Raw genomic sequence first — 23,060 nt, forward strand, 5'->3', positions numbered from 1 at the left:
CCCTCAAGTACGGCCGGCATAATGGTCGATCAAGCGGTTGAGCAAAATCGCCAGCACGATGATCACCCCGGTGATCGCCATCTGATAGAACGAGCCCAGCCCCAGCAGGTTGAAGATATTGCGCAGCACCTGCAGCAGCATCACCGCCACCGCCGTGCCCACCACACTGCCGCGCCCGCCGAACAGGCTGGTGCCGCCCAGCACCACGGCGGCAATCGCATCCAGTTCCAGGCCTTGGGCGGCGGTCGGCTGGCCGACGTGCAGGCGTGAGGTCATCAACAAGCCGGCAAACGCCGCCAGGCCGCCGCAGATGGCGAACACCGCAATCGTCACCGCACGCACCGGCACCCCGGACAGCCGCGCAGCCTCCAGGTTGCCGCCGGTGGCGAGCACATACTCGCCAAACACCGTGTAGCGCAGCACCAGCCAGGCGATGACGGTGATCAGGATAAAGATCAGCCCCAGCACCGGGAACGCGATACCCGCGCTGGGCAAGATGTCGATCATCGCCGAGCCGAACGCCGTAAAGCTGGCCGGCAACCCGCCAATCGGCGCTCCATCGGACGCCAGGAACGTAGCCCCGCGCAACGAGACCAACCCGGCGAGGGTGATGATAAAACTCGGCACTTTGCCAAACACCGTCAGGCTGCCCATCAAGGTGCCGATGGCCAGGCCCACCAGCAACGTGGCCGGCACCGCCAGCCAACCGCTGACCTGCTGTTGCAGGAGCACGGCCACCAGAATCCCGCCGAAGGCGCACAGGCTGCCCACTGAAAGATCGATATTGGCGGTGAGGATGACGAAGGTCATGCCGATGGCAATGATCCCCACAATCGCCCCCTGCTGGAACAGGTTGGCGATGTTGCCGAAGGTCAGGAAGTCATCCGACAGGAACGTCGCCACCACCACGGCAAACAGGAAAATGAACACGAAGTTGTAGCGCATCACCCATTCCAGCACCGCACTGCGACGGCGGCTGGCGAGGGCGACAGGCTTATCGAAAACCGGGCTTGGATTGCTCGCAATAGTCATGGTTCTACACTCGTTTTACCGATAAGGATGGCCTGGTCGATCTGGTCGCGGCTGGCACTCAAGGGGTCGAAACACAGCGCATTGCGCCCCTCGTGCATCACCCAGATGCGGTCGCAATTGACGTACAACTCATCCAGCTCGCTGCTGGCCACCAGCACCGCCGCCCCTTCCTGCGCCAGGCTGCGGGCCAGGGCGTAGAGGTCGGCCTTGGCGCCGACATCCAGGCCGCGGCTGGGCTCGTCCAGCAGCAACAGCCGTGCGCCGTCGATCACCCACTTGGCCATGACCACTTTCTGTTGATTGCCACCGGAGAGCTGGCGCACCGGTTGCTCGAGGTTGTCGAGCTTGGTCTGCAAGCGTTGCAGCACCGGGCCGGCGCGATCCTTGGCCTGGCGATGGGAAAACCAGCTCAAGTGCCGGGTGTGCACCAGGCACGCGTTGCGGTAGATCGGCGCGTCCAGCAGCAGGCCTTCGGTCTTGCGGTTTTCCGGTACCAACCCGACGCCCTGGCGAATGGCCTGGCGCGAGGTTTGCGGGTGATAGGGTTGGCCGAACAGCTCGACATCGCTGTCGTTGCGACCCACACCAAACAAGGCCTTGAGCAAGGTGCTGCGCCCCGCTCCGTTCAGCCCGGCAAGCCCGACGATTTCACCCTGGCGCACTTCCAGTCCTTGCACGTCCAGGCCCTGCTCGCCCTGCAAGCGGCGAATGTTCAGCGCGAGGTTTTCCCGGGGCGCCTGGCGCGGGCTGCGCTCCAGCAGGTCGCGGTGTTCGCCGACCACGGCAGCAATCAGCGCCTGGTCATCGATCTGCGCCAGCTCATGGGTTTGCAGGGTTCGCCCGGCGCGCAGCACCGTGACCCGGTCGCCGATCTCGCGGATTTCATTCAGCCGGTGGCTGACATACAGCACGGCCACCCCGGCCGCCGTGATCTCGCGGATCACCTGGAACACCCGCTTGAGTTCAGTCTCGTTCAGCGCCGCCGAAGGCTCGTCCATCACCACCAGTCTCGCCTCACAGGTCAGTGCCCGGGCAATGGCCGCCAATTGCTGATTGGCAATCGACAGGCTGCCCACTCGGTCGGTGCTCGAGAAATTCGCCCCCACCCGCAACAGCGCGGCCTTGGCCAAGGCAGTGCGCTTGCCCCGGGAAATAATCCCGAAGCGCTGGGGCGCGTAGCCGAGCATCAGGTTTTCTTCGACGGTCATCTGCGGGATCAGGTCGAGTTCCTGATAAATCATCGCGATCCCGGCCTGGCGCGCCTGTTGCGGGTTCTTCAACTCCACACGCTGCCCGGCCACCGACATCTCGCCGCCATCCGGGCGATGAGCGCCGGCGACGATTTTCAACAAGGTACTTTTGCCCGCGCCATTGGCACCCAGCAGGCAATGCACCTCCCCCGGCCGAACGTCGAGGGACGCGTCAGTCAGCGCCACCACATTGGGCGGAAAACGCTTGCTGACATGACGGATATCCAGGGCCAACTCACTCATGATCCTGCTCCAGCAAATAACGGGCGGTCGCCGCGTCGGTGGCCAGCACATTGACGTAGCCGGCCTTGACGCTGGCGTGGACGATGCGGTGCTTCTGCGCGCCGACGCACACGGCAATGGACCAGGCCTTGTCGCGCAACGCGGCCAACGGCAGGCCCAGGGTGCGGGCGTCGAGTTCGGGCATCACCGGCTCGCCATCCATGCCGATAAAACGGCCCATGATGTCGCCGACGGCGCCCAGGCGCTCCAGCGCTTCGAGCAGCGGGCGGTCGATGTAACCCGACTCCATCAGCACCGAATGATCAGACAACTCCCCCAGGCTGAAACACGCCACCGGCGCCTGTTGGCCGAGGCGCAAGACCTGGGCGATCACCGGATCTTGCTCCAGCGCTTCGCGGGTGTGGGCATGCCCCAGGATCGCCGGCACCGGCAGCAACGTGGCCTGGCCACGAGCCGCCTGGGCGAAGCGCTCGGCAACGTTATGGCTGGGCTCCCCCATCGAGCGCGTATTGATCGCGCCGTTCAGCAGCACCACATTGACGCCCTCGTTCCAGCGCGGCACCAGCCACTGGGCCATTTTGGTCAGGGTGCGGCCCCACGACACCCCGATCAGTGCCGGCATCGGCTGCAAATTGCACAGGTAACGGGCGGCGGCCTGGGTCACCACGTTCAGCGCGGTGTCGGCGTCCTCTACATCCAGCACCAGCGCTTCACGCAAGCCGAAGCGCCGTTGCAACGCCACTTCCAGCTGCGGCAGGCGGGCCGAGCGGGCGACGATATCGATGCGCACCACCCCGCAATCCCGCGCCTCGCGCAGCAGGCGGCTGACCTGCCAGCGGGTCAGGCCGGTTTCCCGGGAAATATCGCTTTGGGTTTTCTCCAGGTCGTAATACAGCTTGGCCACCTGGACCATCAGGTCATCGCGCTGGGAATCTGCCGACAACCGCGTGGCAAATGATTCTTCAGGATGGGCGCTCATGCTGCCGGCCTTACGCCGAGCGTGCGGTTCGCCGGCGGCTTGCAACTGATGGGCGCGACGCTGTCGGTGGCGGCGCGGTAGCGGCCCAGCAGCTCGATGTATTGTTCGTGGGCGTAAGGGTCCGGCTCGATCAGCCGGCCGATGGTGGTGAAGTCGGTGGCGGCCTCCTGCAGGTTGCCGAACTCGCCCAAGGCGCAAGCCGCCGCTGCTGCGGTGCCGATCAGGGTGAGGTTGTCGTGGGGCACCATTTCGAACGGCACACCGGTGGCGTCCACCGTGGCCTGCAACCACAACGGGTTTTTCTGGAAGCCGCCTGCCGCGACCACACGGGTGATCTCGATGCCTTCGGAGCGCCAGGTATGAAAGATGTTTGCCGAGCCCAGGGCAATCGCTTCCACCGAGGCGCGGTACAGGTCATGCCGGTCATGGTTCAGCGAGAGGCCCATGATCGCCCCGCGCATGTCCGGCGAACGGTACGGCGTGCGGTTGCCCATCCAGTAATCGAGCACCAACAAGCCGGTGGAGCCTGGCTGCAGTTGCGCAGCCTGGCGGATCAGGCGCTGGTGCCCGGCATCGTCGAGGCCGAACATCTTTTGCGCCAGCCAGTTGAGGATCGAACCGGCGGACACCTGCCCGCCTTCCATCAGCCATTGGCCGTCGAGCAAGGCGCCGGGATACGGCCCCCAGATGCCCGGCACATCGATCCGTTGCGGGGTGTGCATCAATTGCACCACCGAAGTACCGCCGATGAATAACAGCTCGCCGGCGCCGGTGGTGCCGGCACTGAGCATTGCCATGTGGGCATCGATGCCACCCTGGGCCACCAGGGTGTCGCGGCCCAGCCCCAGATGGTTGGCGGCATCGGCGCTCAACGGGCCGATACGCCCGCCGACCTTGATCACTTCCTGAGGGAGTTTTTGCGCCAGCTCCGGCACGCCCAGTTCGGCGTACAGTTCCACCGGAAAACGCTGCTGAAGCGTGTCGTAGTTCCACTTGCAGCTGGCATTCAATTGGGAGGCGACCCAGCGCCCGGTCAGCTGGAAGTTGATCCAGTCCACCGCCTCGCAGATGCGCTCGGCGCGCTGGTACACCTGGGGCTCGTGCTCGGCCAGCCACATGGCCTTGGGCACCAGCCACTCCACCGCGTCACCGCCCTGGTTCATCATCGGGTGGCTGACGTGAGCGGTGCGCGCCGACTCGGCTGCGGCGCGGCAATCCATCCATAAGAGTGCCGGGGCCAAGGGTTGGCCGTCTGCCTGGGCGACCACTACGGTGGAGGCTGTGGTGGCGACGCACACCGCCGCCACCTGCGGGTGCCCGGCCTGGGCCATCAACTGCCGGCAGGCTTTGCCCAATGCCGACCACCAATCCGCCGGCGCCTGTTCGGCCCAGCCCAACTGCGGGTATTGCGTGGCATACGGCGCCTCGGCGACGTGCACCAGTTTGTGGCTGTGCAGGTCATACAAACCGGCCCGCACCCCACCTGTTCCGAAATCCAGTCCCAACAACAAGGTCATCGGTAGTCCTCCTGCGTCTTTTTACGACGACGCTTTTTGTTTTAAGCCCGGCAACGCTCCGCGCTGTCGGGCTTGGCGACACACAGCAAACGGCATGGCTCAGGGACGGAAAATCACCTTGGCCGCCACTTCACTGCGATCGGCATACCGCTTGAACATCGCCGGCAACTCATCCAGCGGCAAGTCGTGGGTAATCATGAACTGCCACTGCAATTCACCGGAAGCCAGTTTGTCGATGGAAGCCGTCCACTCGTCACCCGGGAACGGTGCCGAGAACGAGTTCCAGGCGCCGTGCAGGGAGATTTCCTGGCGCAGGAAGTGCGAGAACGTCGCGGTGCTGAGGGCCACGTCGCTGGTGGGAATGCCGATAAACACCACGTGCCCGCCGGCCTTGGTCAGTTGCACGGCCTGGTTGATGGAGCTGGGGTGGCCTGCGGCTTCAATCACCAGTTGGCAACGCGGCAGCTCGGCATCCGCCGCGCCGCTGAGCAGGGTGTGGGTGGCGCCGGCCTGGCGGGCCATGGCGAGTTTTTCTTCGGCGATGTCGATGGCGACGATGTCCTTGGCGCCCATGATCCGCAGCCATTGAATCGCAAACAGGCCGATCGGCCCGCAGCCCACCACTGCCCCGCTCTGCCCGGCCTTGAAGTCGGCTTTCCAGATCGCATGCAGGGCAATCGCCGCCGGGTCTACCAGGGACGCGGCAATCGGGTCCATGCCTTGGGGCACCTTGATCAGGTTGCTCAGCGGCACGTTGACGTACTCGGCATACGCGCCGTCGCGGCGGCTGCCGAAGTAATCGTAGCGCTCCGAACGGGACGGAAAGCCACGGGCATATTGGTCGCTGCTGACGTCCGGGATCATCGGCGGCACGGTCACCAGCTCGCCGATGACGTAGCCTTCGACGCCGCTGCCGATCTCTTCGATGAAGCCTGCGAATTCATGGCCGCAAATCAGCGGCATCACGTGGGCGCCCTTGCTCAGCATGCGCGGGATATCCGAGCCGCACACGCCGCAGGCTGCGACCCGGACCAGCGCATGGCCGGCCTTGACCGCCGGTTTTGGAACCTCTTCGACCCGGATATCGCCCGGTTGGTACATGACGGCAGCTTTCACAGTGAATTCCTCTGTTGAGTGACGAGTGCGTTCGAACAGGCACCTCTCGCAAGAGGTGCCCGCAAAAATCCATAAGGTGGCGGCGCAAATCCGTCAGAGCGCGCCGGGGCGGTATTCGCCGAAGGTAGAGTCATGCTTGACCTCCGCCACGTTGGCCTTGGTCACCACCTGGGTGCCGGCGTCGACAAAGTTGGGCACCGATTTGCCGGCCGCCAGGGCCCGCGCGGCTTCAATGGCGACCTCGCCCAGGTAGCGCGGGTCGTTGAGGGCGGTGGCCACGTATTGATCGCCGCTCTGGATGGCATTCAAGGCCTCGGACAAGCCATCGATCCCGGCCACCAGCACGTCTTTCTTGCCGCTTTCGGTGAGCACTTGCAGCGCGCCCATGGCCATGTCGTCGTTATGCGCGATCACGGCCTTGAGGTCGGGGTGCGCTTGCAGCAAATCCTGCATCGCCGTGACGGCGTTGGCGCGCATGTACTCGCTGTAAGGGCCGTCGATGATCTTGAAGTCGGTGCCGGCCAGGGCGGTGTGGAAGCCCTTGCGGCGTTCTTTCATCACCGTGCCGCCGGCATCGCCCTGGATCTCGATGATCTTGCCTTTGGTCACGCCGCGCTGCTTGAGGGCGGCGAGCAAGGCCTTGCCGGACAGCTCGCCCATCTCGGCATTGTTGCGGCCGATGGTGGTAGCCACCGGCGCATTGATTGCGCGGTCGACGGCAATCACCGGCACCTTGGCGCGCTTGGCAGCGTCGAGGGCGGCGCCTACGGCGTCGGGGTTCACGGCGTTGATGATGAGGATGTCGACCTTGCGGGTCAGCAGGTCCTGGATGTCGTTGTTCTGCTTGCTGATATCGCCGTTGGCGTCGAGGAAGATCAGCTCGTCGCCGCCCTTGGCCGCGGCGGCCTTGGCGCCATCGCGCAGCTGTACATAGAAGGGAGATTGCAGGGTGACCTGGCTGAAACCGATCTTCAGATCCTTGGCCTGGGCGTTCAGCGCCAGCGCCGAGGCCGCGACAGCCAGTGCAAGGGCCAGCACATGAACAGGTTTACGGGCTATCTGGAGCATGGTGATTCCTATTTTTTATTGTTGTCAGGAGTCGGGCATGGCCTTCAGCGAGGCCATGCTCACAAATGTGAACCGCGATCACATTTGAAAAACTATGCCTTGCTCCCGAGGGTGTCAAGGCTAATTTGTTAGATTCCAAACAAATGAAATAAAAATCACAATACCATTTGAATCAGATCAGCAGGATCGCCCCGCTGTCCTTGATCACCTGCTGCTGTGCCGCCTGAAGGCCGGGGTCACTGACCACCCGCTGGAAGTCCGACAGCTCGGCAAAGTGCGCGGCGCGTACCTCGTCGAACTTGCTGTGGTCGGCCACCAGCACGCAGGTTTGTGCCCGTGCCATGACCCGGCGCTTGACCTCCACTTCATTGAGGTTGTAGCAGGTCACGCCGTGGGCCGCGCTCACGCCCGCCGCGGAAATAAAGGCCCAGGCCACGCGGATGCCGTCCAGGATGCCCGCCTCGGCATGGCTTTCGAAGACCATGTTGCGCCGGTGAAAGGTGCCGCCGCAGAGGATGATGGTGCAGTGGGGCTTTTGCTGGAGCTTGAGCAATACGTTGAGGGAATTGCACAGCGCGGTGAATTCCAGGTCATCCGGCAACGCCTCGATTATGAACGGCGTGGTGGTGCCGCAATCGATAAACACCGTGTCGCCGGGCCTTACCAGGCTGGCGGCCAGTGCGCCGATCTGACGCTTCTCGGCGACGTGGCGCTGATCCTGTTCGGCCACCTGGTAGTCGGGCTCCGGCGGCCCGCTACGGGTGACGTGACCGCCCAGCAAACGCAGGCCCTGCGGGCTGTCTGCCAGGTCGCGGCGCAGGGTCATCTCCGATACACCCAGCAATACGGCCATGTCCCGCAGGTGAACCGCCGACTCGCCCTGCAAGGCCTTGTGCATGGCCCGAAATCTTTCGCTTTTCTTTGAATCCACTGCGTTCCAGCCCTCGTTGAATGCACGCCCTTGATCAGGGCAGTCACAAATTCCATTTACAATGTTATTTATTTCACATTTAATGCATCCAACTTAACACAAACCGGCTTTTCCCAGCACCTCATCCTGACAGGACACTTGCCATGCCGACTGATCCGTTGCCGCTCGCGGCCTATATCGACCACACCCTGCTGGCCGCCGATGCCTCCCAGGCGAGCATTCGCCAACTGTGCGACGAGGCTCGCGAGCATGGCTTCAAGTCCGTGTGCGTCAACAGTGCCAACGTGCCGCTGGCCGCTGAATGCCTGCGCGACGCTGCACCGCTGGTGTGTGCGGTGGTGGGTTTCCCGCTGGGTGCAGGCTTGAGTGCAGCCAAGGCGTATGAAGCAAAGCTTGCGATCGAGGCCGGTGCGGGCGAGATCGACATGGTGCTGAACATCGGCTGGCTGAAGGACGGCCTGCTGGATCAGGTTCGCGACGATATTGCCCAGGTACTGGCGGCCTGCGGCGCGGTGCCGCTGAAAGTCATCCTCGAAACCGGGTTGCTTGATGACCAACAGAAGACCGAAGCCTGCACCGTCTGCCGCGAGCTGAACGTGGCATTCGTCAAGACCTCCACCGGCTTTGGCCATGGCGGAGCGACGTTGGCGGATGTGCGCCTGATGCGCGGCGTGGTGGGTGGGCAGATCGGCGTGAAGGCTTCAGGCGGCGTGCGCGACCTGGCGACGGCCCAGGCGATGATCGAAGCCGGCGCCACCCGCTTGGGCAGCAGTTCCGGGATCGCCATCGTCAGCGGCGCAAAGGCGGCTGCGGGCGCTTACTGAATTCAGTGCAACGCTGGCGCCCTTTCACAACTCTTTCACAGTCGGGCGCCTATGGTCACCTCAGCTCCTGGTGAAAACCTTTAAGCCCGCGCTCCCCATCGCGGGCTTTTCTTTGCCCGGGATTTGCCCCTAGCGAGCGATGACGTTATTGCTGGAGCTGCGTGGCGCCATACCGCTGCATGTCTGCTCAAGGCAGAATACGAAGGGCGCCACCACTTCAATTTCACCTTTGAGCAGCATTGAGGGTGGAGGCGCAGGCACTGGCGATGCCGCCGGAATAAATGCCTCCACTGCCCCGACGAACACATCCGAGCCGGTATGGCTGACGATTTTGTGGCGTATCAGGTTGCCTTTGGCGTCGACGACAAAGGCCACTCTGACCAGACCGGTCAGCCCTTGCAGGCGAGCTTCTTCAGGGTAGGACTTGAACCGGTTAAGGTGGGTGAGCAACTGATATTCCCATAAGCGCTGCTCTGCCCTTTGTTCCTGGTGGTTGGGCCCGCTTGTGCAGGCACAAAGCAGTAAGACAAGTGCGATCCAGCTGTATTTCATAAACGCAGTTCCGTTGACGTTCTGGTGTACTAAGTGAGGCTAATCAGCCGACGCTATGCTGCGTCTCAGGCGGTGGTACTGACGATTGAACCGGTACTGCTTCCACCCTCGGAAGTGACCGCTTGCAACAACGCCGAAGACGCCGACTGCAACGCTGCTGCCGTGGCGGCAATCTGCGTCTGGGCGGCTGCCACGGCTGCAGCTTTGGCGTCGGCGCTTTGATTGCTGGCCTGAGCCTTCTGCATGTTTTGCTGCTGCTCTTGAAGCTGCTTCTGCAGCTCCGCAATCTGCTTTTTCAGTTCCTTGACGGTGTCGGACTCCTGCGACGTCGATGCCGCCTGGCCGCCACCTGCAGCCGGCGCACTCTTGGCCTCTGCGCCCGGGCTTACGTTCAAGGCGCCAGGGTCGTCGGTCTTGGAGCTGTCGCTAACGCCGGCTGGGGTTGGGCTGGTGGGCACTGAAGCGAGACTGCTGACGTTAGTGATCATCTCAAATATCCAATTCCGCTATAGATCCTGGTTCATCGGCGCTTTAGCGCAATACTTTAACGCGTTAACCGCGGTAATGCCCGGGCTGGCGGTGATTATCCGGAAAGTCGCCGGCCACGTCTGTGCTCAGCCGGGAATGACCGCCATTCTTTGATTCGCCTGGATCAACGAGCGGCGTGTGCAGAGGTGATAAGGACCGGGCATTTGCGTGCAGATACCGGGCTGGTGCGGGAGGCAGGTATTGCTCATGGGCATGCCGGGTCAATCCGATATAGTATGCCGACTTATCACCCACTCCATTTGCCGGAAGCTAAACGAACGTCATCTTCCGCGCGAAGAGTCGTGCGCCGCAGGTGATCTACCCCTCGTCAGTAACTCAACTGTTTACGGAATGAACATGCAAAACAATACAGATTTAAAAGGATTGAGTGGCTGGCTGATATTAGTTGGAATCGGCTTGATCTTTAGCGTTTTCCGCCTGGCCTATCTCTTCATCCCGTTGTACTACTCTATTTTCACAAACGGCACATTTGACAGCGTCACGACCCCTGGAACAACGTTTTACAATCCGTTCTGGGGCGCGCTGTTGATTTTTGAAGCGGTCTTCAACTCCCTGCTGACCTTGACGTATCTGTATCTGGCCTATCTGTTTTTCTCAAAGCACTACTTATTCCCAAAAATTTATATAGCCACACTCACCGCCGCCGTTATTTTCATCCCTTTGGACGCCTGGTTTGTCTCACTTATCATGCCTGGTCAACCCACATTCGACGTCAACACCGTAAAAGAATTTATGCGGGGATTAGTGTCCGCCGCCATATGGATTCCTTACATGCTCGTCTCTAAAAGGGTAAAGGCAACGTTTGTAGAATCCAGGCCTGAGGCGAAGCCGAACCCGGTCGTTCAGACGGAGATCGTCGCCGGCAATAACATGGGAAGTGGCGATTAACAGCCGCAACGCAATCAAGCTGCGCACGCCCGGCACCAGGCCGGGCCCACCCTCAGTCAGGGTCAACCGCCCCCCGATTCCTGCTGCCGAAAAGGTGTGTTTTCAGGCCGCCGGAGCAAGCACTTCCGAGCGCTGTGGTGCCGCCTGGGGACGTCTGAGCCGTTGCTGACCAGCCAGTTGGGCCTGAACCACAGCGACCGCATCCAGAACCCTCTGCGCCCAGTGCTCATCCTCCGGATTCACGACCACCACGCGAAAGCCGTGATCATGACCTTCAAGCTGCACACCCTCGGAATCATCGACATGCAAGTCGATATCAAAGGCCGGCGGGAATTTCGAGGGCGTGGTCGACAGCCCGCGCACCGTGAGGGCGCGGTTATGCAGCACACTGTTAACCACCCCGTCGACGCGTATGCCGTAGAGCATCAACCAGCGCCTGATGTAGGAAGGCTCTCGACCGGACGATGTGTAGACCCAGATACTGCAGCCCTGGCGGCGCAGCTCGCGGGTCAGGGAACGTGTGCCAATACGCAACGGCTCACCCAGCCAGCGGTGAACACAGTCCGGCAGCCAGCTTGGCTCGACGGCAGAATGATGGAGTTGGCAGGCCAGCGTGTCATCGATATCAAAGGAGATACGGATGCGCGGGCGCTTGAACACGCGCTTGGGCATGGCCTGCCGGACGGCTTGCAAGACGCTCCTGCCGGAGGTCCGGCATTTGCTGGCAAGCGTTGGATACCCGCTCATTAATGGCCTCCCTGATAGAGGGTCTGCGGTGCGTCGCTCAAGAAAAACACCTCGGGATCAGGAGCCTGTTCCTCCAGGAAGGCGGCGTATTTTTTCTTGATCTTGGGCAATTCATACAACGCCTTGACTCCATGTTTGGCAGAGTTGCGTATCACCGACGAGGGGTTGAAGTAGCCCTCGGCATTTTCAAGCGTCAACACGAACGGCGGCAAACCTGCGCGCATGAGCAAATAGCTGACGATCAGCGACCCGCTGCGGTTGTTGCCTTCGATGAACAATTGCGGCTTGCTGAGGATTCGTACATAGACACCGGCTGCGCGCTTCCAGACGGATTCACTGCGATACGCGCAGTACCAGTTGTACAAGTCCTTGATGCCGCCTTCAACGTTGTTGAAAAAGTGCTGCTCGGTCGCCTCCAGGTGATGACTGTACTCCTGGCGACGTGCCGGATCCGTGCCGCAGAGCACGGTGGCATTGATTTCCAGCATCAGGTCCAGGTGCTGAAGGTCAAACAGGTCGACACCCCGTGCGACATAATCGTCAATCAGCGCATAGCCCTCAAGCACGTTGAGCAGCACTTCGTCGGTAAAGGGGTCGCGCGGCTCGGTAAAGTGCCGGCTGAGCTCGGCAAAGCGGCGCTGTACCTCACGCAGTGCGCGTTCAATCGCAGGTAAATCAAGGCGACGTGGAGCAGACATTGGCAATCCTGGGAAACGGTAAAGGGGCCGGTCAGCTGAACTTGCCGCTGATGTAATCCTCGGTCATTTGTTCACGCGGGCTGCCGAAGATCTGGGTGGTCGGACCCATTTCAACCAAGTACCCGGTGCGCGTGCCCTGGGAGATGTCCACCGAGAAAAACGCGGTGGTGTCAGCCACACGAATGGCCTGCTGCATGTTGTGGGTCACCAGGGCGATCGTGTAGTCCTTCTTCAACTCGATCATCAGCTCTTCGACCCGGCGGGTCGCGATCGGGTCGAGTGCGGAACAGGGCTCATCCAGCAACAACACTTCCGGCTCGGTGGCAATGGCGCGGGCAATACACAGCCGCTGCTGCTGGCCACCGGAGAGCGACAGGCCGCTGACCTTGAGCTTGTCCTTGACCTCATCCCACAGCGCAGCGCCTTGCAAGGCGTGCTTGACGCGGTCGCCCAGGTCGCCCTTGTAGCGGTTGAGGCGCAGGCCGAAGGCGACGTTGTCGAAGATGCTCATCGAAAACGGGTTTGGCTGCTGGAACACCATGCCGATGTAGCGGCGGACGACCACCGGGTCTACACCCTTGCCATACACGTCCTGCCCGAGGAAATGCACATGGCCCTCGAAGCGAAAGCCCTTCACCAGGTCGTTCATGCGGTTGAGGCTGCGCAGCACCGTACTCTTGCCGCAGCCGGAAGGACCGATGAAGCCGGTGATCTTGTTTTTCTCGATCGGCACATGGCTGTCACGCACCGCCATGAAGTTGCCGTAGAAAATCCGGTCCAGCTTGCAGTCCATGACCACAGGTTCCTGGGTGACAAACGGAGCGGCTATTTGCGCAGTTGATACGTTCAAAATTCAGGTGCTCCCGTTCTCAATACTTGGGCTTGCCGAAAATCCGGCTCACGATATTCACGACCAGCACGATCATCACCAATACCAGCGAGGCCGCCCATGCGAGCTCGAGCTGGTTGTCGAAAGGCATGCCGGAGAAGTTGTAGATCAGCACGGCAAGGGATGCCGTCGGGTTCATGACCTCCAGGCTGCCGTCGTGGAAGATCCAGTAGTTGCTGAACAGCGCGGTAAACAGCAACGGCGCGGTTTCACCGGCAGCACGTGCCACGGCGAGCATGACGCCCGTGAGGATCGCCGGCATGCCGGTGGGCAGGATGATTTTCCAGATGACCTGCGAGCGGGTGCAGCCCATGCCGTAGGCGGCGTCCTTCATGATCTTGGGCACCATGCGCATCGACTCTTCCGCCGTCAGCACCACGATGGGCAGCATCAGTACCGCCAGGGCCACGCCACCTGCTGGCGCCGAGTAGGTGCCGGTGGTCATCACCACCAGGGCGTAGGCAAACACCCCGGCCAGGATGGAAGGCAGGCCGGTGAGCATTTTGGCGGCAAAGCGCGAGGCGTTCGCCAATTTGCTGTCCGGCCCCAGCTCAGCCAGGAAGATGGCGGCCATGATGCCGACCGGAACCGCAATGGCGGCACCGATACCGACCATCACAAAGGTGCCGGCCATGGCGTTGCCGAAACCGCCACCCGTCTCGAAGCCCGTCGGTGGCAGTTCGGTGAACACTTCCAGGCTCAGGCGCGCGCCGCCACGGGTGATCAGCATGTAGAGCACGGAAATCAGTGGCACGCTGGCCACCAGTGCGCCAAGCCACACCAGCGTGGTCAGCACCAGGCTGCGCAGGGCGCGACCTTCAAACTTGCGCTGCAGGCTGGGCACCGCGCTGAGGGGGGACGTAAGGTCAGTCATTGTTTGGTACCCCGCTGGGCGTAGAGCATGATCATCGAACCGATGACGTTCACCAGCAGCGTGATGAACATCAGCACCAGGGCGGCATACATCAACACCTCAATCTCGTTGGGCCCGGCTTCCGGGAAGTTCAGCGCCAACAAGGCGGCCAGCGTGTTGGCCGGTGCAAACAGGGAAAGCGAAATGTTGTTGGCGTTGCCCACCAACATGGCCAGCGCCATGGTTTCACCCAGTGCGCGGCCCAGGCCGAGAACCAGGGAGCCGAAAATACCGGTGGCGGCGGACGGCACCATCACTTTGAGAATGGCTTCCCAGTGGGTGGTCCCCATGCCGTAGGCAGCCTGCTTGGTTTTCATCGGGACGCTGGTGAGAGCATCCTGGGAAACGGCGGCAATCGTCGGCAGAATCATGATGGCCAGTACCAGCGCGGCCGGGAGCAACCCAGGCCCACTCAAGGACGTGCCGAAAAAAGGTATCCAGCCCAGCTCGCTGTTCAGCCAAGCCGTCAGTGGACGAATCGCCGGGATCACTACATAAATGCCCCACAGGCCGTAGACGACGCTGGGGATGGCTGCGAGCAATTCGACGATGGTGCGAAACACGGCTGCCAGCTTTGCCGGCAGAAAATCCTGGGTCAGGAAAATCGCCATGCTGACGCCAAAAAAGCCTGCAATCAGCAGCGCGATCAGGGCGCTGTAGAGCGTGCCCCAAACGGCCGGCAGGATGCCGTACTTGCCTTGGTTAACGTCCCAGACACTGCCAAAAATCACGTCAAAACCGTGCTTTTCCATGCCGGGAAGGGCCTTGCGTCCCACCTCGAATACCAAGGCGGCGACCAATGCCAGAATCAGTACCACCCCGATTCGTGCAAGCGCACGGAACGTGCGATCCACCAGGAAATCCTTTGCCGACGGTGGCTGGCAGGCAGAATCCGGGTTAACCGGTACGACGAAAGGTTTGTTCATTGGCTAATTCCGGACCAGGGGGGAAACGCTCCCGGCATGGCTGACAGCACACATCGGGAGAGACCTCACGCGCATTACTGGATGTTGGCGGACGCTTTGCGAACCTGTTCGACAACCGATTGCGGCAGAGGGATGTAACCCATCGAGTCGGCGATTTTCTGCCCCTCGGTCAGGCTGTATTCGACCATTTCACGCATGGCCTTGGCCTTGGCCGGGTTACCGTTGTCCTTGCGGAAGATCATCCAGGTGTAGGAAGTGATCGGGTAGGACTTGGCGCCGTCCGGGTCTGGCAACCAGGCCACCAGGTTTTCCGGCATTTTCACCGCGGCCAGTGCCTCGGCACCGCTTTCAGCGGTGGGCACTACGTAGTGACCGGCCTTGTTCTGCAACTGGGCGAAGTCAACCTTGGCCAGTTTGGCGAAGCCGTACTCGATGTAGCCGATGGCGCCCGGGGTCTGGCGCACGGTGGCGGTCACACCGTCGTTTTTAGGCGATTTGATGAATTTGTCACTGGCTGGCCAGTTGACGGTGTTGCCTTCACCCAGCGCCTTCTGGAACTCCGGGTTGATCGCTGCCAGGTGTTTGGTGAATACCGCGGTGGTACCGCTGGAGTCTGCACGCACGACCACGGTGATTGGCGTATCGGTCAGCTTCAGGTCCGGGTTGGCAGCGGCGATCTGTGGATCGTTCCACTTGGTGATCTTGCCCAGGAAGATGTTGGAGTAGACGTCCCGTGGCAATTTCAGCCCTTTTGGGTTGCCTGGCAGGTTGTAGGCCAGCACGATTTCACCCGCGGTCATCGGCAGCAACTGCACGCCTTCGGCAACCTTGGCGATGTCTTCGTCTTTCATGGCCGAGTCGCTGGCAGCGAAATCGACGGTTTTATTCAGGAAGTCCTGTACACCCGCGCCGCTGCCCTTGGATTGGTAATCCACCGTGACACCTGGGGTCTTCTTGCTGAAATCCTTGAGCCAGGTCAGGTAGATCGGCGCCGGGAAGCTCGCACCGGAACCGGTCAGGCGAACGCTTTCCGCAGCAAAAGCCATAGAGCTGGCACAAAGAGATACCGAAACGGCGAGTGCAGCGGACTTCATCAAGCTCTTCATTAAGGAAACTCCTTGTGATAATTGGCCTCCGCACTCTGCAATAGGGTTGTTACAGTTTTATGAAAATTGGGTGGCGACGCGCTTTTGTCCCCATTTGCCACCTCAATAGCCGGGATTTCCGATGTAATTACTTCGTAACAAGTTGCGACTAACACTCAGCCACTCCCCTCCCGACGCGAGCGCCTCCCATGTTTTCAACAGAAGAAGCCTTGATACAACGCATCCACCGTGAGCTGCTGGATCACAGTGACGAAGAGCTGGAACTGGAGTTATCCGAGGACGGGCATGACCTGAATGCCCTGTTCGATGAGCACGTTGAGGAAAGCAGCGAGATGGCCGCGCGACGGATCTACTTCAGCGAACTGTTCCGCCTGCAAGGCGAACTGGTGAAGCTGCAAAGCTGGGTGGTCAAGACGGGCCACAAAGTGGTGATTCTGTTTGAAGGGCGCGATGCAGCCGGCAAGGGCGGTGTCATCAAGCGAATTACCCAACGACTCAACCCCCGAGTCTGTCGTGTGGCCGCCCTGCCCGCCCCCAACGACCGCGAACAGACGCAGTGGTACTTCCAGCGCTACGTCTCACACCTGCCGGCGGCCGGTGAAATCGTGCTGTTCGACCGTAGTTGGTACAACCGTGCAGGCGTCGAACAGGTCATGGGGTTTTGCAACGAAGATCAGTACGAGGAGTTCTTCCGCACCGTCCCGGAGTTCGAACGCATGCTCGCCCGCTCCGGCATCCAGCTGATCAAGTACTGGTTCTCCATCTCCGACCAGGAACAGCACCTGCGCTTTCTGAGTCGCATTCACGACCCGCTCAAACAGTGGAAACTCAGCCCGATGGACCTGGAGTCGCGCCGGCGCTGGGAAGCCTACACAAAGGCCAAGGAAATCATGCTGGAGCGCACCCACATCGCCGAAGCTCCCTGGTGGGTGGTGCAGGCCGATGACAAGAAGAAGGCCCGGCTCAACTGCATCCATCACCTGCTCGGGCAGATGCCTTATGAGGAAGTGCAGCTACCGGTGATCGAACTGCCGCAACGCGTCAGACAGGAGGACTATTCCCGCAGCCCGACGCCACCGGAACTCATCGTGCCTCAGGTTTATTGAGGCAGGCCAAACACAAATCACCCAACGCTGATCACTACCTTCGCGGTACGCACCGCACTGAAGGATTCAAGTTGCCTTGGGCGGCACCTCAGGTAATCTCAGACGTGGCAGGTCCAAAGGGGGGCCTGCCCATGAATGCAAGGTCTTTCGGCATGATGAGATTGCGACACGTAGCCCTGGTGGCCCTGCTCGGCGCCCCCTGTCTTTCTTACGGGGAACCCACTATTCAAGTTGGTTTTTCCCCGGAAGGCTCCGCCAGGAAACTCGTTCTGGAAACGATTAAGGGTGCCAGGCACAGCATCCAGATGCTTGCTTACGCCTTTCAGGCGCCCGACATCATGCAAGCGTTGGTAGACGCGAAGACCCGTGGTGTGCAGGTACGGGTGGTGATCGACAAGAAGCGCAACCTGGGTAAAACGAGTAAAGCCGCCATGGACTTCGTGACCCGCAACGGGGTGGAGTTGCGAACCAACGACCAATTTCACCTCCACCACGATAAGACAATCATTGTCGATGGCAACACGGTCGAAACAGGCTCCTTCAATTTCGCCCAGTCCGCCGAGACGGCCAACTCCGAGAATGTTGTAGTCATTCGCGATAGGCCGGAGGTGACACGCCAGTACGTTGCGCACTGGCAATCGCGATGGGATCTGGGGAAGCCTTACCCTTCACGATAACGGGCGCGGGATCAAAAAGTCTTGCTGACAGGCGTACGTTCCTGAGACTTAGTTAGCCGCCCCTTCCGACCATCGCTCGCCATATCTTCAGAAACAGCAAAGCCGTTAGTGCGCGGAGCAGTCCTGCGAACAATCACAACTGAAATATCGCAGATGGCTGCATCCAGATAGGGTAAAAGGTTACGCCAACTAAGTAAGTTGCGGAGCAACAGCTGGAATTGCGGACCGAAAACAAACAAGGGCTTGCATCAGCTTTCGCCCGCAAACCCTTGATTTTAGATGGTGCCCGAAGCCGGAATCGAACCGGCACGCCCTTACGAGCGGGGGATTTTAAGTCCGCTAACTAATCCTTTAAATACATAGACATATAAGCAATTCCTTTCCGCACCAGAGATAAAAATGGTCTTCTGCAGCCCAGCAAATTCAAGGGCTGCCATTTTTTTGCGGAAAGGAATTCACCCCTCCCCGGCGTCCTGCCGACCGAACACAAACTCCCCAAATAACACCGACTGCTAAGCTGTTCACTCCACCAGAGGAACGCCGATGCCCAACTCAGACCTGCTCCCTTCCTTGCTCTCAAAGTTGTACGAAAACCAGCTGGCCCTTGAGGCGTCCATCATGGAGATCTCGAACTGGGTCGAACAGCGCGGCTCCGCTGACGTGGCGGAAAACGTGCGTGGCGCCCTGCACACCATCGACGAGAACGAAGAGTTCATCAAGCTGACCCTGGCGGTTCTCATGGCGCCTGACTGATCGTCGGGTAAACCTGCAGTTCGTCGCCTCAAGCCTTCAGCTTCGCCAAATCTCGAATACTGTATACACATACAGCATTCGGAATATCCAACCATGAACATCGACGAAGACACCGACTGGTGGCTTGGTAGCCCCACGCCCCTAGAAATGTGCAGGCAGCACGCGCTCATGCTGGAGAACGAGTACCAGGAGCAGAGCCTGCAATTGCGAAAAGCCAGGCAGGACATTCAGGGGCTGATCCAGATGCAGGCTGATGCTCTACGCGATAAGGCTACGGCTGAGCTCAAGCTCAAGAAAGCACAAGCCGAGATTGCCGAGCTAAAAAGCAAAGTGTCAGAGCTTGATGGCCAAATTGGGAGCCTGCTGGTCGTCAAAAACCAGCGGGATATCATTCTCCACCAGAACCAGGAGCTGCTGCGGCAGATCCGTATGGGGCAAACCACGATCAGCAACTAACCTGAGTTGAACCTCGGAGGTTATGACCATGTGCGGAAGACTTTCCCAGTACACCGGCATTCACGACTTCGTTGCGGCACTGAGCATGCCCAATGCCCTGGCGAATTCCGTCGGTGATCTGCCGCTGGAGCGCTACAACGTGGCACCGTCCACCCAGGTCGCCCTGCTCCACCTGCAGGGCGACCTGCTACACGCCGATCTGGTGCGCTGGGGTTGGCGACCCCACTGGGCAAAGGATCGGGCCGCGCCGATCAATGCCCGCGTCGAGAAGGTGGCCCACGGCCCGTTCTTCCGGGCGATCTGGCCACACCGAGCAATCACGCCCGTCGATAACTGGTTTGAATGGGTAGACGAAGGCGGGTCGAAGAAGCAGCCCTACCTGATCCGCCGGAGGGATGGCGAGCCGGTCCTGTGCGCCGCCATTGGGCAACTCCCCGACAGCGACGAAGGCCCGGGCGAGCATGACGGCTTCGTGATCATCACCGCGGACAGTGCCGGCGGCATGGTGGACATCCACGACCGGCGCCCGGTGGTGCTAACACCGGACCTGGCTCGGGAATGGTTGGACCCGGCTACGCCCAAGGAGCGCGCCGAGCAGATGGTGATGCATCAGGGCGAGCCAGCTGAGGCCTTCGAATGGTTCAAGGTCGATACGGCCGTGGGCAACGTCCGGAACAAGGGGCCCAACCTGATACAGCCTGCACCCTAAAACAGCCCGCCGAGGTCAGAGGGCTTCCAATTCATGATCACAAGCTCGCCGCTGACCTCGGCTTTTCCCTGGCGCTGATTGGTGGTGCTGTAGCGGATGTCCAGTGTTTCAAAGTGGAACCCTTCAAACACCCGCCGGATATCAGGGTGGTCGTTGATACTCACCATAACCTTGCCTTTGCAGCGGCGCATGAAGTCGGCCATCCGCTCGTAGTTTTCGAACGGAAAGTCCACCCCGTAGCCTGCGGTCTGCCAGTACGGTGGGTCCATATAGTGGAAAGTGTGGGCCCGGTCGTAGCGCTCGGCACATTCAAGCCATCCCAAGTTTTCGACATAGGTTCCGGAAAGGCGCTGCCAGGCAGCGGAAAGGTTCTCTTCAATTCGCAGCAGATTGATAGCCGGTCCCGTAGTGGCAGTGCCGAAGGTCTGACCGCTGACCTTCCCAGCGAAGGCATGGTGCTGCAGGTAGAAAAACCGGGCAGCCCTCTGGATATCGGTGAGGGTTTCCGGTCGAGTCATCTTCTGCCACTCAAATACCTGCCTGGAACTGAGCGCCCATTTGAACTGCCGGACGAATTCTTCCAGATGGTTCTGCACTACCCGATACAACGTCACCAGGTCGCCATTGATATCGTTGAGGACTTCAACCGGCGCAGCCTGGGGCCGCAGGAAGTAGAGCGCCGCGCCGCCAGCGAAAACCTCAACGTAGCATTCATGTGGAGGGAAGAGAGGAATCAGACGGTCGGCCAGGCGGCGCTTGCCACCCATCCATGGAACGATTGGGTTTGTCATTTTTGCAATCCTTTGCAAGGTGAATGTTCATTGGGGGTGGTGCTAATTTTTGCGACCTGAAATGTAGGTCAGCGCGCAATGGCCCTGATATAGGCCTGGCACGCACGCAGCGCGATCAATCCTTGGTCGCCGGCGTCGGTGATGCCGATAATTCGTTGAGCATGCGTTGGGTCAAGTTGGGCTCGACGGGCTGCATGAACCACGCCGATGGCGCCAGGGGTGGCAGGCACGTCGCAGCCACTGGCTGAATCCGTGGCGTCGAGAAGGACTGACAGCCGCACATCAGCAGTAGCAAGGCGGTCACGCAGAAGAGCCTGGTTGCGCTGGGCATCGGATAATTCCCTGGTGTGTTGTTGGTCAGAAGCGGCCAGCTTCTGCTCGGTGGCCAGTCGCTTGTCCTGCTCGGCGCGGGCCTGGGAGGTAGCGACGTTGCCGATCGCGTCGAGGTCCGTCTGGAACTGCCCCGCCTGCTTTGCCAGCTTCCCGTCATACCGCCAGTCCTGTACCTGCCAGGCGGCGCCGAAGCTCACGGCCATGACCAGCAGGACCACGGACAATTTCTGCACCGGCGTCATGCCGCACCCAGGAACATCACCCGTTCAGCGGTGCGGCGCTTAACGAGGCCTGCCAGCACCTGGCCGCCTGCCTTGTTCCAACGAGGGAACTGCTCGGCAGCTCCGCCATAGTCGCCGGTGTTGAGCAGCCTCAGCAGCGTCGAAGAGGCGAGATTGGCCGCGCCGAGGTTGTAGGTGAAGCTCATCAGCGCATCCCATTGCGCTTGGTTGAGGTTCACCTTTACCAGACGTTCAACCTCAGGTTCAAAGCGCGCGATGTCGTTCAGCAGCAGCCGCTCGGCCTGGTCGTTGGTGATGGCCATGCCGGCGGTGATACCCCGCGTGGCGCCGTAGCCGATCGTCCAGACGCCAACCGAGTCTTGGTAGGACTTGAGGCGCAGGCCCTCGAAGGATTTGATCAGGCTCACGCCCTTTTGCGATGTGCGCATAATTTTCTCCAGGCAAAAAAATACCCGCTTCGGGCGGGCAGTTACTCTTCGATCGTTTCGGGCGGCGGCGCCTCGACAATGGGCATCTCGAGCCGCACGTCGATCCAGCTATTGAGGGGCACGTCAATCGGCACACCTTTGCCCAGCACCATCTCCCCGTCATCGGTCAGGGACCAGCGCTGCTTGTAGAGCCGGATCGTCACGCTTCCGTCGGCAGCCTGCTCGCACTCGGTAATGCCAAGTGTGCGGCCGCCATCAGGCGAGCAAGGGTCTTGCGTCCGCCACCCCTCCAGCGCCAGGCCAAGGCTGCCAAGCAGTTGGTACTCGCCCACAGCGGTGCGCTCTACTTTGACGCCGTAAGCCTCTTCGTTCGCGACACCCCACGCGCCAGCAGGCTGAAACGTTTGCTCCTGCAGGTCTCGGCGCTCGCTGGCAGTCACGCTTGCCACACGCACGATCGGCGATGCAGCGGACAGGGCGCCGCCAGAGCCCCGGGTTGTGTTGGCGGTCGTGTAAACCTCAGTCCACGTCGCATCCCAGCCCAGCTGATTGCCGCGAAAGTACATCCGCTTGTTGAACGAGATGGCCAGCTGAGTGGTGATGGCATTGCCGTACGACTGGACGGCGACTGTCCCGTAGTTCATCCCGGCAGGCCGATTCAGCGTCGTGCCGGTGTCTTTGTAGAAGCCTGTCTCGAGCGCCGAGTTAAAGTTTGACGGGGATCCGGGGATGGCAGGCGTGTAGCCCCCGAAGCCATACGCCCCCCACGGCAGCAAGTTCCCGTCAGCCAGACCAGCATTCAACGTAGCGGCACTCCCAAGGCCCAAGCCATTACGCGCCGCGGCTTGCGTCGTGCCGCCGGTACCGCCCTTTGCTACAGGCACAACGTTTTCCGTGGATACCGTGCCCAGGCCAGCAAGCGTTGAACCCCACTGCTGAAGCAAGGCCCTGACCTGGTCAGCTAGTGATTTGGTGTACCCCTGCACAGGCATGAGTGCATATGCGCCGGCGCTGGTAGAAGCACTACGATAGGGGGGCGCGATCGACATAGCCGTGTCGCTGGCAATATTGGTGACCTCGTATTGCCCGCCGTCGGGACCGACGAATGCATCACCTACCCGGCTGTTTGCGAGAAAGGCTGTTCCATTACCAGTTACCGCATTCGAATTCAAAGTAACGGCAACCGTGCCGGTTCTGTACCAAGGCATACTTTTCTCCAGATAGAGTTGAACCCGCCAACGAGTTAGGCGAGCGCTAGTTAGTTAAGTGTGAAAGGCGTGGCTCAGTTACTGCACGATCCTTCCAACCATCACGGTTATGCCGGTGACAATAGCGTT

At 60.7% G+C, this 23,060-nt stretch carries 26 protein-coding genes; 7 read left to right on the top strand and 19 right to left on the bottom strand.

Going from position 1 to position 23,060, the window contains the following annotated elements:
* Positions 1 to 3 precede the first annotated feature (3 nt).
* The 7 genes from HKK54_RS28515 to deoR form a co-directional block, all read right to left on the bottom strand.
* Positions 4 to 1,032 (bottom strand): ABC transporter permease, encoded by a 1,029-nt coding sequence (locus tag HKK54_RS28515; RefSeq protein ID WP_169388630.1) that lies wholly within the window; start codon positions 1,030 to 1,032, stop codon positions 4 to 6.
* Positions 1,029 to 2,525, bottom strand: coding sequence for a sugar ABC transporter ATP-binding protein (locus HKK54_RS28520; protein WP_169388631.1), 1,497 nt, complete (start codon positions 2,523 to 2,525; stop codon positions 1,029 to 1,031). Before HKK54_RS28520 ends, HKK54_RS28515 begins: the two co-directional genes overlap by 4 nt.
* Positions 2,518 to 3,504, bottom strand: a complete 987-nt coding sequence (locus tag HKK54_RS28525; protein WP_010171473.1) for a sugar-binding transcriptional regulator — start codon at positions 3,502 to 3,504, stop codon at positions 2,518 to 2,520. Before HKK54_RS28525 ends, HKK54_RS28520 begins: the two co-directional genes overlap by 8 nt.
* A complete protein-coding gene (locus tag HKK54_RS28530; protein ID WP_169388632.1) occupies positions 3,501 to 5,021 on the bottom strand; it encodes an FGGY-family carbohydrate kinase in 1,521 nt (506 codons plus the stop codon). Before HKK54_RS28530 ends, HKK54_RS28525 begins: the two co-directional genes overlap by 4 nt.
* 99 nt (positions 5,022 to 5,120) lie before the next feature.
* A complete protein-coding gene (locus HKK54_RS28535; RefSeq protein ID WP_029615928.1) occupies positions 5,121 to 6,137 on the bottom strand; it encodes a galactitol-1-phosphate 5-dehydrogenase in 1,017 nt (338 codons plus the stop codon).
* A 93-nt stretch (positions 6,138 to 6,230) separates the two neighbouring features.
* Positions 6,231 to 7,205 carry a substrate-binding domain-containing protein gene (locus tag HKK54_RS28540; protein ID WP_003207745.1) on the bottom strand — a complete coding sequence of 325 codons (975 nt, stop codon included), beginning with the start codon at positions 7,203 to 7,205 and terminating at the stop codon, positions 6,231 to 6,233.
* 172 nt (positions 7,206 to 7,377) lie between these two features.
* Positions 7,378 to 8,136 carry a DNA-binding transcriptional repressor DeoR gene (gene deoR / locus HKK54_RS28545; RefSeq protein WP_169388633.1) on the bottom strand — a complete coding sequence of 253 codons (759 nt, stop codon included), beginning with the start codon at positions 8,134 to 8,136 and terminating at the stop codon, positions 7,378 to 7,380.
* 143 nt (positions 8,137 to 8,279) lie between these two features.
* Between deoR and deoC the strand changes: the two genes are divergently transcribed.
* Positions 8,280 to 8,960, top strand: coding sequence for a deoxyribose-phosphate aldolase (gene deoC / locus HKK54_RS28550; protein ID WP_169388634.1), 681 nt, complete (start codon positions 8,280 to 8,282; stop codon positions 8,958 to 8,960).
* Between the two features lie 129 nt (positions 8,961 to 9,089).
* Here deoC and HKK54_RS28555 read toward each other — a convergent pair whose 3' ends face one another.
* Together HKK54_RS28555 and HKK54_RS28560 are read right to left on the bottom strand one after the other, a co-directional pair.
* Entirely contained in the window at positions 9,090 to 9,512 is a 423-nt protein-coding gene (locus tag HKK54_RS28555; protein ID WP_169388635.1) for a TonB family protein, read from the bottom strand.
* 65 nt (positions 9,513 to 9,577) lie between these two features.
* Complete coding sequence (locus tag HKK54_RS28560; protein ID WP_169388636.1) at positions 9,578 to 10,000, bottom strand: hypothetical protein; 423 nt, start codon at positions 9,998 to 10,000, stop codon at positions 9,578 to 9,580.
* A 397-nt stretch (positions 10,001 to 10,397) separates the two neighbouring features.
* Between HKK54_RS28560 and HKK54_RS28565 the strand changes: the two genes are divergently transcribed.
* Positions 10,398 to 10,949 carry a DUF2569 domain-containing protein gene (locus tag HKK54_RS28565; protein WP_010171490.1) on the top strand — a complete coding sequence of 184 codons (552 nt, stop codon included), beginning with the start codon at positions 10,398 to 10,400 and terminating at the stop codon, positions 10,947 to 10,949.
* Positions 10,950 to 11,051: 102 nt separating this feature from the next.
* On the opposite strand, the gene HKK54_RS28570 is transcribed toward HKK54_RS28565, so the two are convergent.
* The 6 genes from HKK54_RS28570 to pstS all read right to left on the bottom strand — a co-directional run bounded on the left by HKK54_RS28570 (position 11,052) and on the right by pstS (position 16,228).
* A complete protein-coding gene (locus HKK54_RS28570; protein ID WP_169388637.1) occupies positions 11,052 to 11,696 on the bottom strand; it encodes a hypothetical protein in 645 nt (214 codons plus the stop codon).
* Entirely contained in the window at positions 11,696 to 12,394 is a 699-nt protein-coding gene (locus tag HKK54_RS28575) for a hypothetical protein (RefSeq protein ID WP_169388638.1), read from the bottom strand. The genes HKK54_RS28570 and HKK54_RS28575 overlap by 1 nt, the downstream gene beginning before the upstream one ends.
* Before the next feature lie 31 nt (positions 12,395 to 12,425).
* The gene (gene pstB / locus HKK54_RS28580) at positions 12,426 to 13,187 is read right to left on the bottom strand and encodes a phosphate ABC transporter ATP-binding protein PstB (protein ID WP_010171496.1); all 762 of its coding nucleotides are present in this window, start codon (positions 13,185 to 13,187) and stop codon (positions 12,426 to 12,428) included.
* 76 nt (positions 13,188 to 13,263) lie between these two features.
* Entirely contained in the window at positions 13,264 to 14,157 is an 894-nt protein-coding gene (gene pstA / locus HKK54_RS28585; protein WP_010171499.1) for a phosphate ABC transporter permease PstA, read from the bottom strand.
* On the bottom strand, positions 14,154 to 15,122 hold the full coding sequence (gene pstC / locus HKK54_RS28590; protein WP_169388639.1) for a phosphate ABC transporter permease subunit PstC: 969 nt from the start codon (positions 15,120 to 15,122) through the stop codon (positions 14,154 to 14,156). Before pstC ends, pstA begins: the two co-directional genes overlap by 4 nt.
* A gap of 74 nt (positions 15,123 to 15,196) precedes the next feature.
* Positions 15,197 to 16,228 carry a phosphate ABC transporter substrate-binding protein PstS gene (gene pstS / locus HKK54_RS28595; RefSeq protein WP_029615931.1) on the bottom strand — a complete coding sequence of 344 codons (1,032 nt, stop codon included), beginning with the start codon at positions 16,226 to 16,228 and terminating at the stop codon, positions 15,197 to 15,199.
* 188 nt (positions 16,229 to 16,416) lie between these two features.
* On the opposite strand from pstS, the gene ppk2 reads away from it, so the two are divergent.
* From ppk2 to HKK54_RS28620, 5 genes are all read left to right on the top strand, one after another.
* Entirely contained in the window at positions 16,417 to 17,334 is a 918-nt protein-coding gene (gene ppk2 / locus HKK54_RS28600; RefSeq protein ID WP_169388640.1) for a polyphosphate kinase 2, read from the top strand.
* 131 nt (positions 17,335 to 17,465) lie between these two features.
* Positions 17,466 to 18,011: a phospholipase D family nuclease gene (locus HKK54_RS28605; RefSeq protein WP_237151011.1), complete on the top strand. Its 546-nt coding sequence runs from the start codon at positions 17,466 to 17,468 to the stop codon at positions 18,009 to 18,011.
* 543 nt (positions 18,012 to 18,554) lie between these two features.
* Positions 18,555 to 18,764, top strand: coding sequence for a hypothetical protein (locus tag HKK54_RS28610; RefSeq protein ID WP_046383000.1), 210 nt, complete (start codon positions 18,555 to 18,557; stop codon positions 18,762 to 18,764).
* A 93-nt stretch (positions 18,765 to 18,857) separates the two neighbouring features.
* Positions 18,858 to 19,220, top strand: coding sequence for a hypothetical protein (locus HKK54_RS28615; protein ID WP_169385835.1), 363 nt, complete (start codon positions 18,858 to 18,860; stop codon positions 19,218 to 19,220).
* A 28-nt stretch (positions 19,221 to 19,248) separates the two neighbouring features.
* Complete coding sequence (locus tag HKK54_RS28620) at positions 19,249 to 19,929, top strand: SOS response-associated peptidase (protein WP_169388641.1); 681 nt, start codon at positions 19,249 to 19,251, stop codon at positions 19,927 to 19,929.
* On the opposite strand, the gene HKK54_RS28625 is transcribed toward HKK54_RS28620, so the two are convergent.
* The 4 genes from HKK54_RS28625 to HKK54_RS28640 all read right to left on the bottom strand — a co-directional run bounded on the left by HKK54_RS28625 (position 19,926) and on the right by HKK54_RS28640 (position 22,931).
* Positions 19,926 to 20,720 carry a DNA adenine methylase gene (locus HKK54_RS28625; protein WP_169388642.1) on the bottom strand — a complete coding sequence of 265 codons (795 nt, stop codon included), beginning with the start codon at positions 20,718 to 20,720 and terminating at the stop codon, positions 19,926 to 19,928. The two genes, HKK54_RS28620 and HKK54_RS28625, sit on opposite strands and share 4 nt — an antisense overlap.
* 68 nt (positions 20,721 to 20,788) lie before the next feature.
* Complete coding sequence (locus HKK54_RS28630; RefSeq protein ID WP_169388643.1) at positions 20,789 to 21,295, bottom strand: lysis system i-spanin subunit Rz; 507 nt, start codon at positions 21,293 to 21,295, stop codon at positions 20,789 to 20,791.
* A complete protein-coding gene (locus tag HKK54_RS28635; RefSeq protein WP_169388644.1) occupies positions 21,292 to 21,723 on the bottom strand; it encodes a lysozyme in 432 nt (143 codons plus the stop codon). The genes HKK54_RS28630 and HKK54_RS28635 overlap by 4 nt, the downstream gene beginning before the upstream one ends.
* Before the next feature lie 41 nt (positions 21,724 to 21,764).
* Positions 21,765 to 22,931, bottom strand: coding sequence for a pyocin knob domain-containing protein (locus HKK54_RS28640; RefSeq protein WP_237151012.1), 1,167 nt, complete (start codon positions 22,929 to 22,931; stop codon positions 21,765 to 21,767).
* Positions 22,932 to 23,060: the final 129 nt, after the last annotated feature.

The organism is Pseudomonas sp. ADAK13 (assembly GCF_012935715.1).
Lineage (GTDB): Bacteria > Pseudomonadota > Gammaproteobacteria > Pseudomonadales > Pseudomonadaceae > Aquipseudomonas.

Excerpts from the sequence above, each read along its gene's own strand:
- HKK54_RS28515 (WP_169388630.1), bottom strand. The coding sequence starts at position 1,032 with ATGACTATTGCGAGCAATCCAAGCCCGGTTTTCGATAAGCCTGTCGCC.
- HKK54_RS28520 (WP_169388631.1), bottom strand. The coding sequence starts at position 2,525 with ATGAGTGAGTTGGCCCTGGATATCCGTCATGTCAGCAAGCGTTTTCCG.
- HKK54_RS28525 (WP_010171473.1), bottom strand. The coding sequence starts at position 3,504 with ATGAGCGCCCATCCTGAAGAATCATTTGCCACGCGGTTGTCGGCAGAT.
- HKK54_RS28530 (WP_169388632.1), bottom strand. The coding sequence starts at position 5,021 with ATGACCTTGTTGTTGGGACTGGATTTCGGAACAGGTGGGGTGCGGGCC.
- HKK54_RS28540 (WP_003207745.1), bottom strand. The coding sequence starts at position 7,205 with ATGCTCCAGATAGCCCGTAAACCTGTTCATGTGCTGGCCCTTGCACTG.
- deoC (WP_169388634.1), top strand. The coding sequence starts at position 8,280 with ATGCCGACTGATCCGTTGCCGCTCGCGGCCTATATCGACCACACCCTG.
- HKK54_RS28555 (WP_169388635.1), bottom strand. The coding sequence starts at position 9,512 with ATGAAATACAGCTGGATCGCACTTGTCTTACTGCTTTGTGCCTGCACA.
- HKK54_RS28560 (WP_169388636.1), bottom strand. The coding sequence starts at position 10,000 with ATGATCACTAACGTCAGCAGTCTCGCTTCAGTGCCCACCAGCCCAACC.
- HKK54_RS28565 (WP_010171490.1), top strand. The coding sequence starts at position 10,398 with ATGCAAAACAATACAGATTTAAAAGGATTGAGTGGCTGGCTGATATTA.
- HKK54_RS28570 (WP_169388637.1), bottom strand. The coding sequence starts at position 11,696 with ATGAGCGGGTATCCAACGCTTGCCAGCAAATGCCGGACCTCCGGCAGG.
- HKK54_RS28575 (WP_169388638.1), bottom strand. The coding sequence starts at position 12,394 with ATGTCTGCTCCACGTCGCCTTGATTTACCTGCGATTGAACGCGCACTG.
- pstB (WP_010171496.1), bottom strand. The coding sequence starts at position 13,187 with ATGGACTGCAAGCTGGACCGGATTTTCTACGGCAACTTCATGGCGGTG.
- pstA (WP_010171499.1), bottom strand. The coding sequence starts at position 14,157 with ATGACTGACCTTACGTCCCCCCTCAGCGCGGTGCCCAGCCTGCAGCGC.
- pstC (WP_169388639.1), bottom strand. The coding sequence starts at position 15,122 with ATGAACAAACCTTTCGTCGTACCGGTTAACCCGGATTCTGCCTGCCAG.
- pstS (WP_029615931.1), bottom strand. The coding sequence starts at position 16,228 with ATGAAGAGCTTGATGAAGTCCGCTGCACTCGCCGTTTCGGTATCTCTT.
- ppk2 (WP_169388640.1), top strand. The coding sequence starts at position 16,417 with ATGTTTTCAACAGAAGAAGCCTTGATACAACGCATCCACCGTGAGCTG.
- HKK54_RS28605 (WP_237151011.1), top strand. The coding sequence starts at position 17,466 with ATGAATGCAAGGTCTTTCGGCATGATGAGATTGCGACACGTAGCCCTG.
- HKK54_RS28610 (WP_046383000.1), top strand. The coding sequence starts at position 18,555 with ATGCCCAACTCAGACCTGCTCCCTTCCTTGCTCTCAAAGTTGTACGAA.
- HKK54_RS28615 (WP_169385835.1), top strand. The coding sequence starts at position 18,858 with ATGAACATCGACGAAGACACCGACTGGTGGCTTGGTAGCCCCACGCCC.
- HKK54_RS28620 (WP_169388641.1), top strand. The coding sequence starts at position 19,249 with ATGTGCGGAAGACTTTCCCAGTACACCGGCATTCACGACTTCGTTGCG.
- HKK54_RS28625 (WP_169388642.1), bottom strand. The coding sequence starts at position 20,720 with ATGACAAACCCAATCGTTCCATGGATGGGTGGCAAGCGCCGCCTGGCC.
- HKK54_RS28630 (WP_169388643.1), bottom strand. The coding sequence starts at position 21,295 with ATGACGCCGGTGCAGAAATTGTCCGTGGTCCTGCTGGTCATGGCCGTG.
- HKK54_RS28635 (WP_169388644.1), bottom strand. The coding sequence starts at position 21,723 with ATGCGCACATCGCAAAAGGGCGTGAGCCTGATCAAATCCTTCGAGGGC.
- HKK54_RS28640 (WP_237151012.1), bottom strand. The coding sequence starts at position 22,931 with ATGCCTTGGTACAGAACCGGCACGGTTGCCGTTACTTTGAATTCGAAT.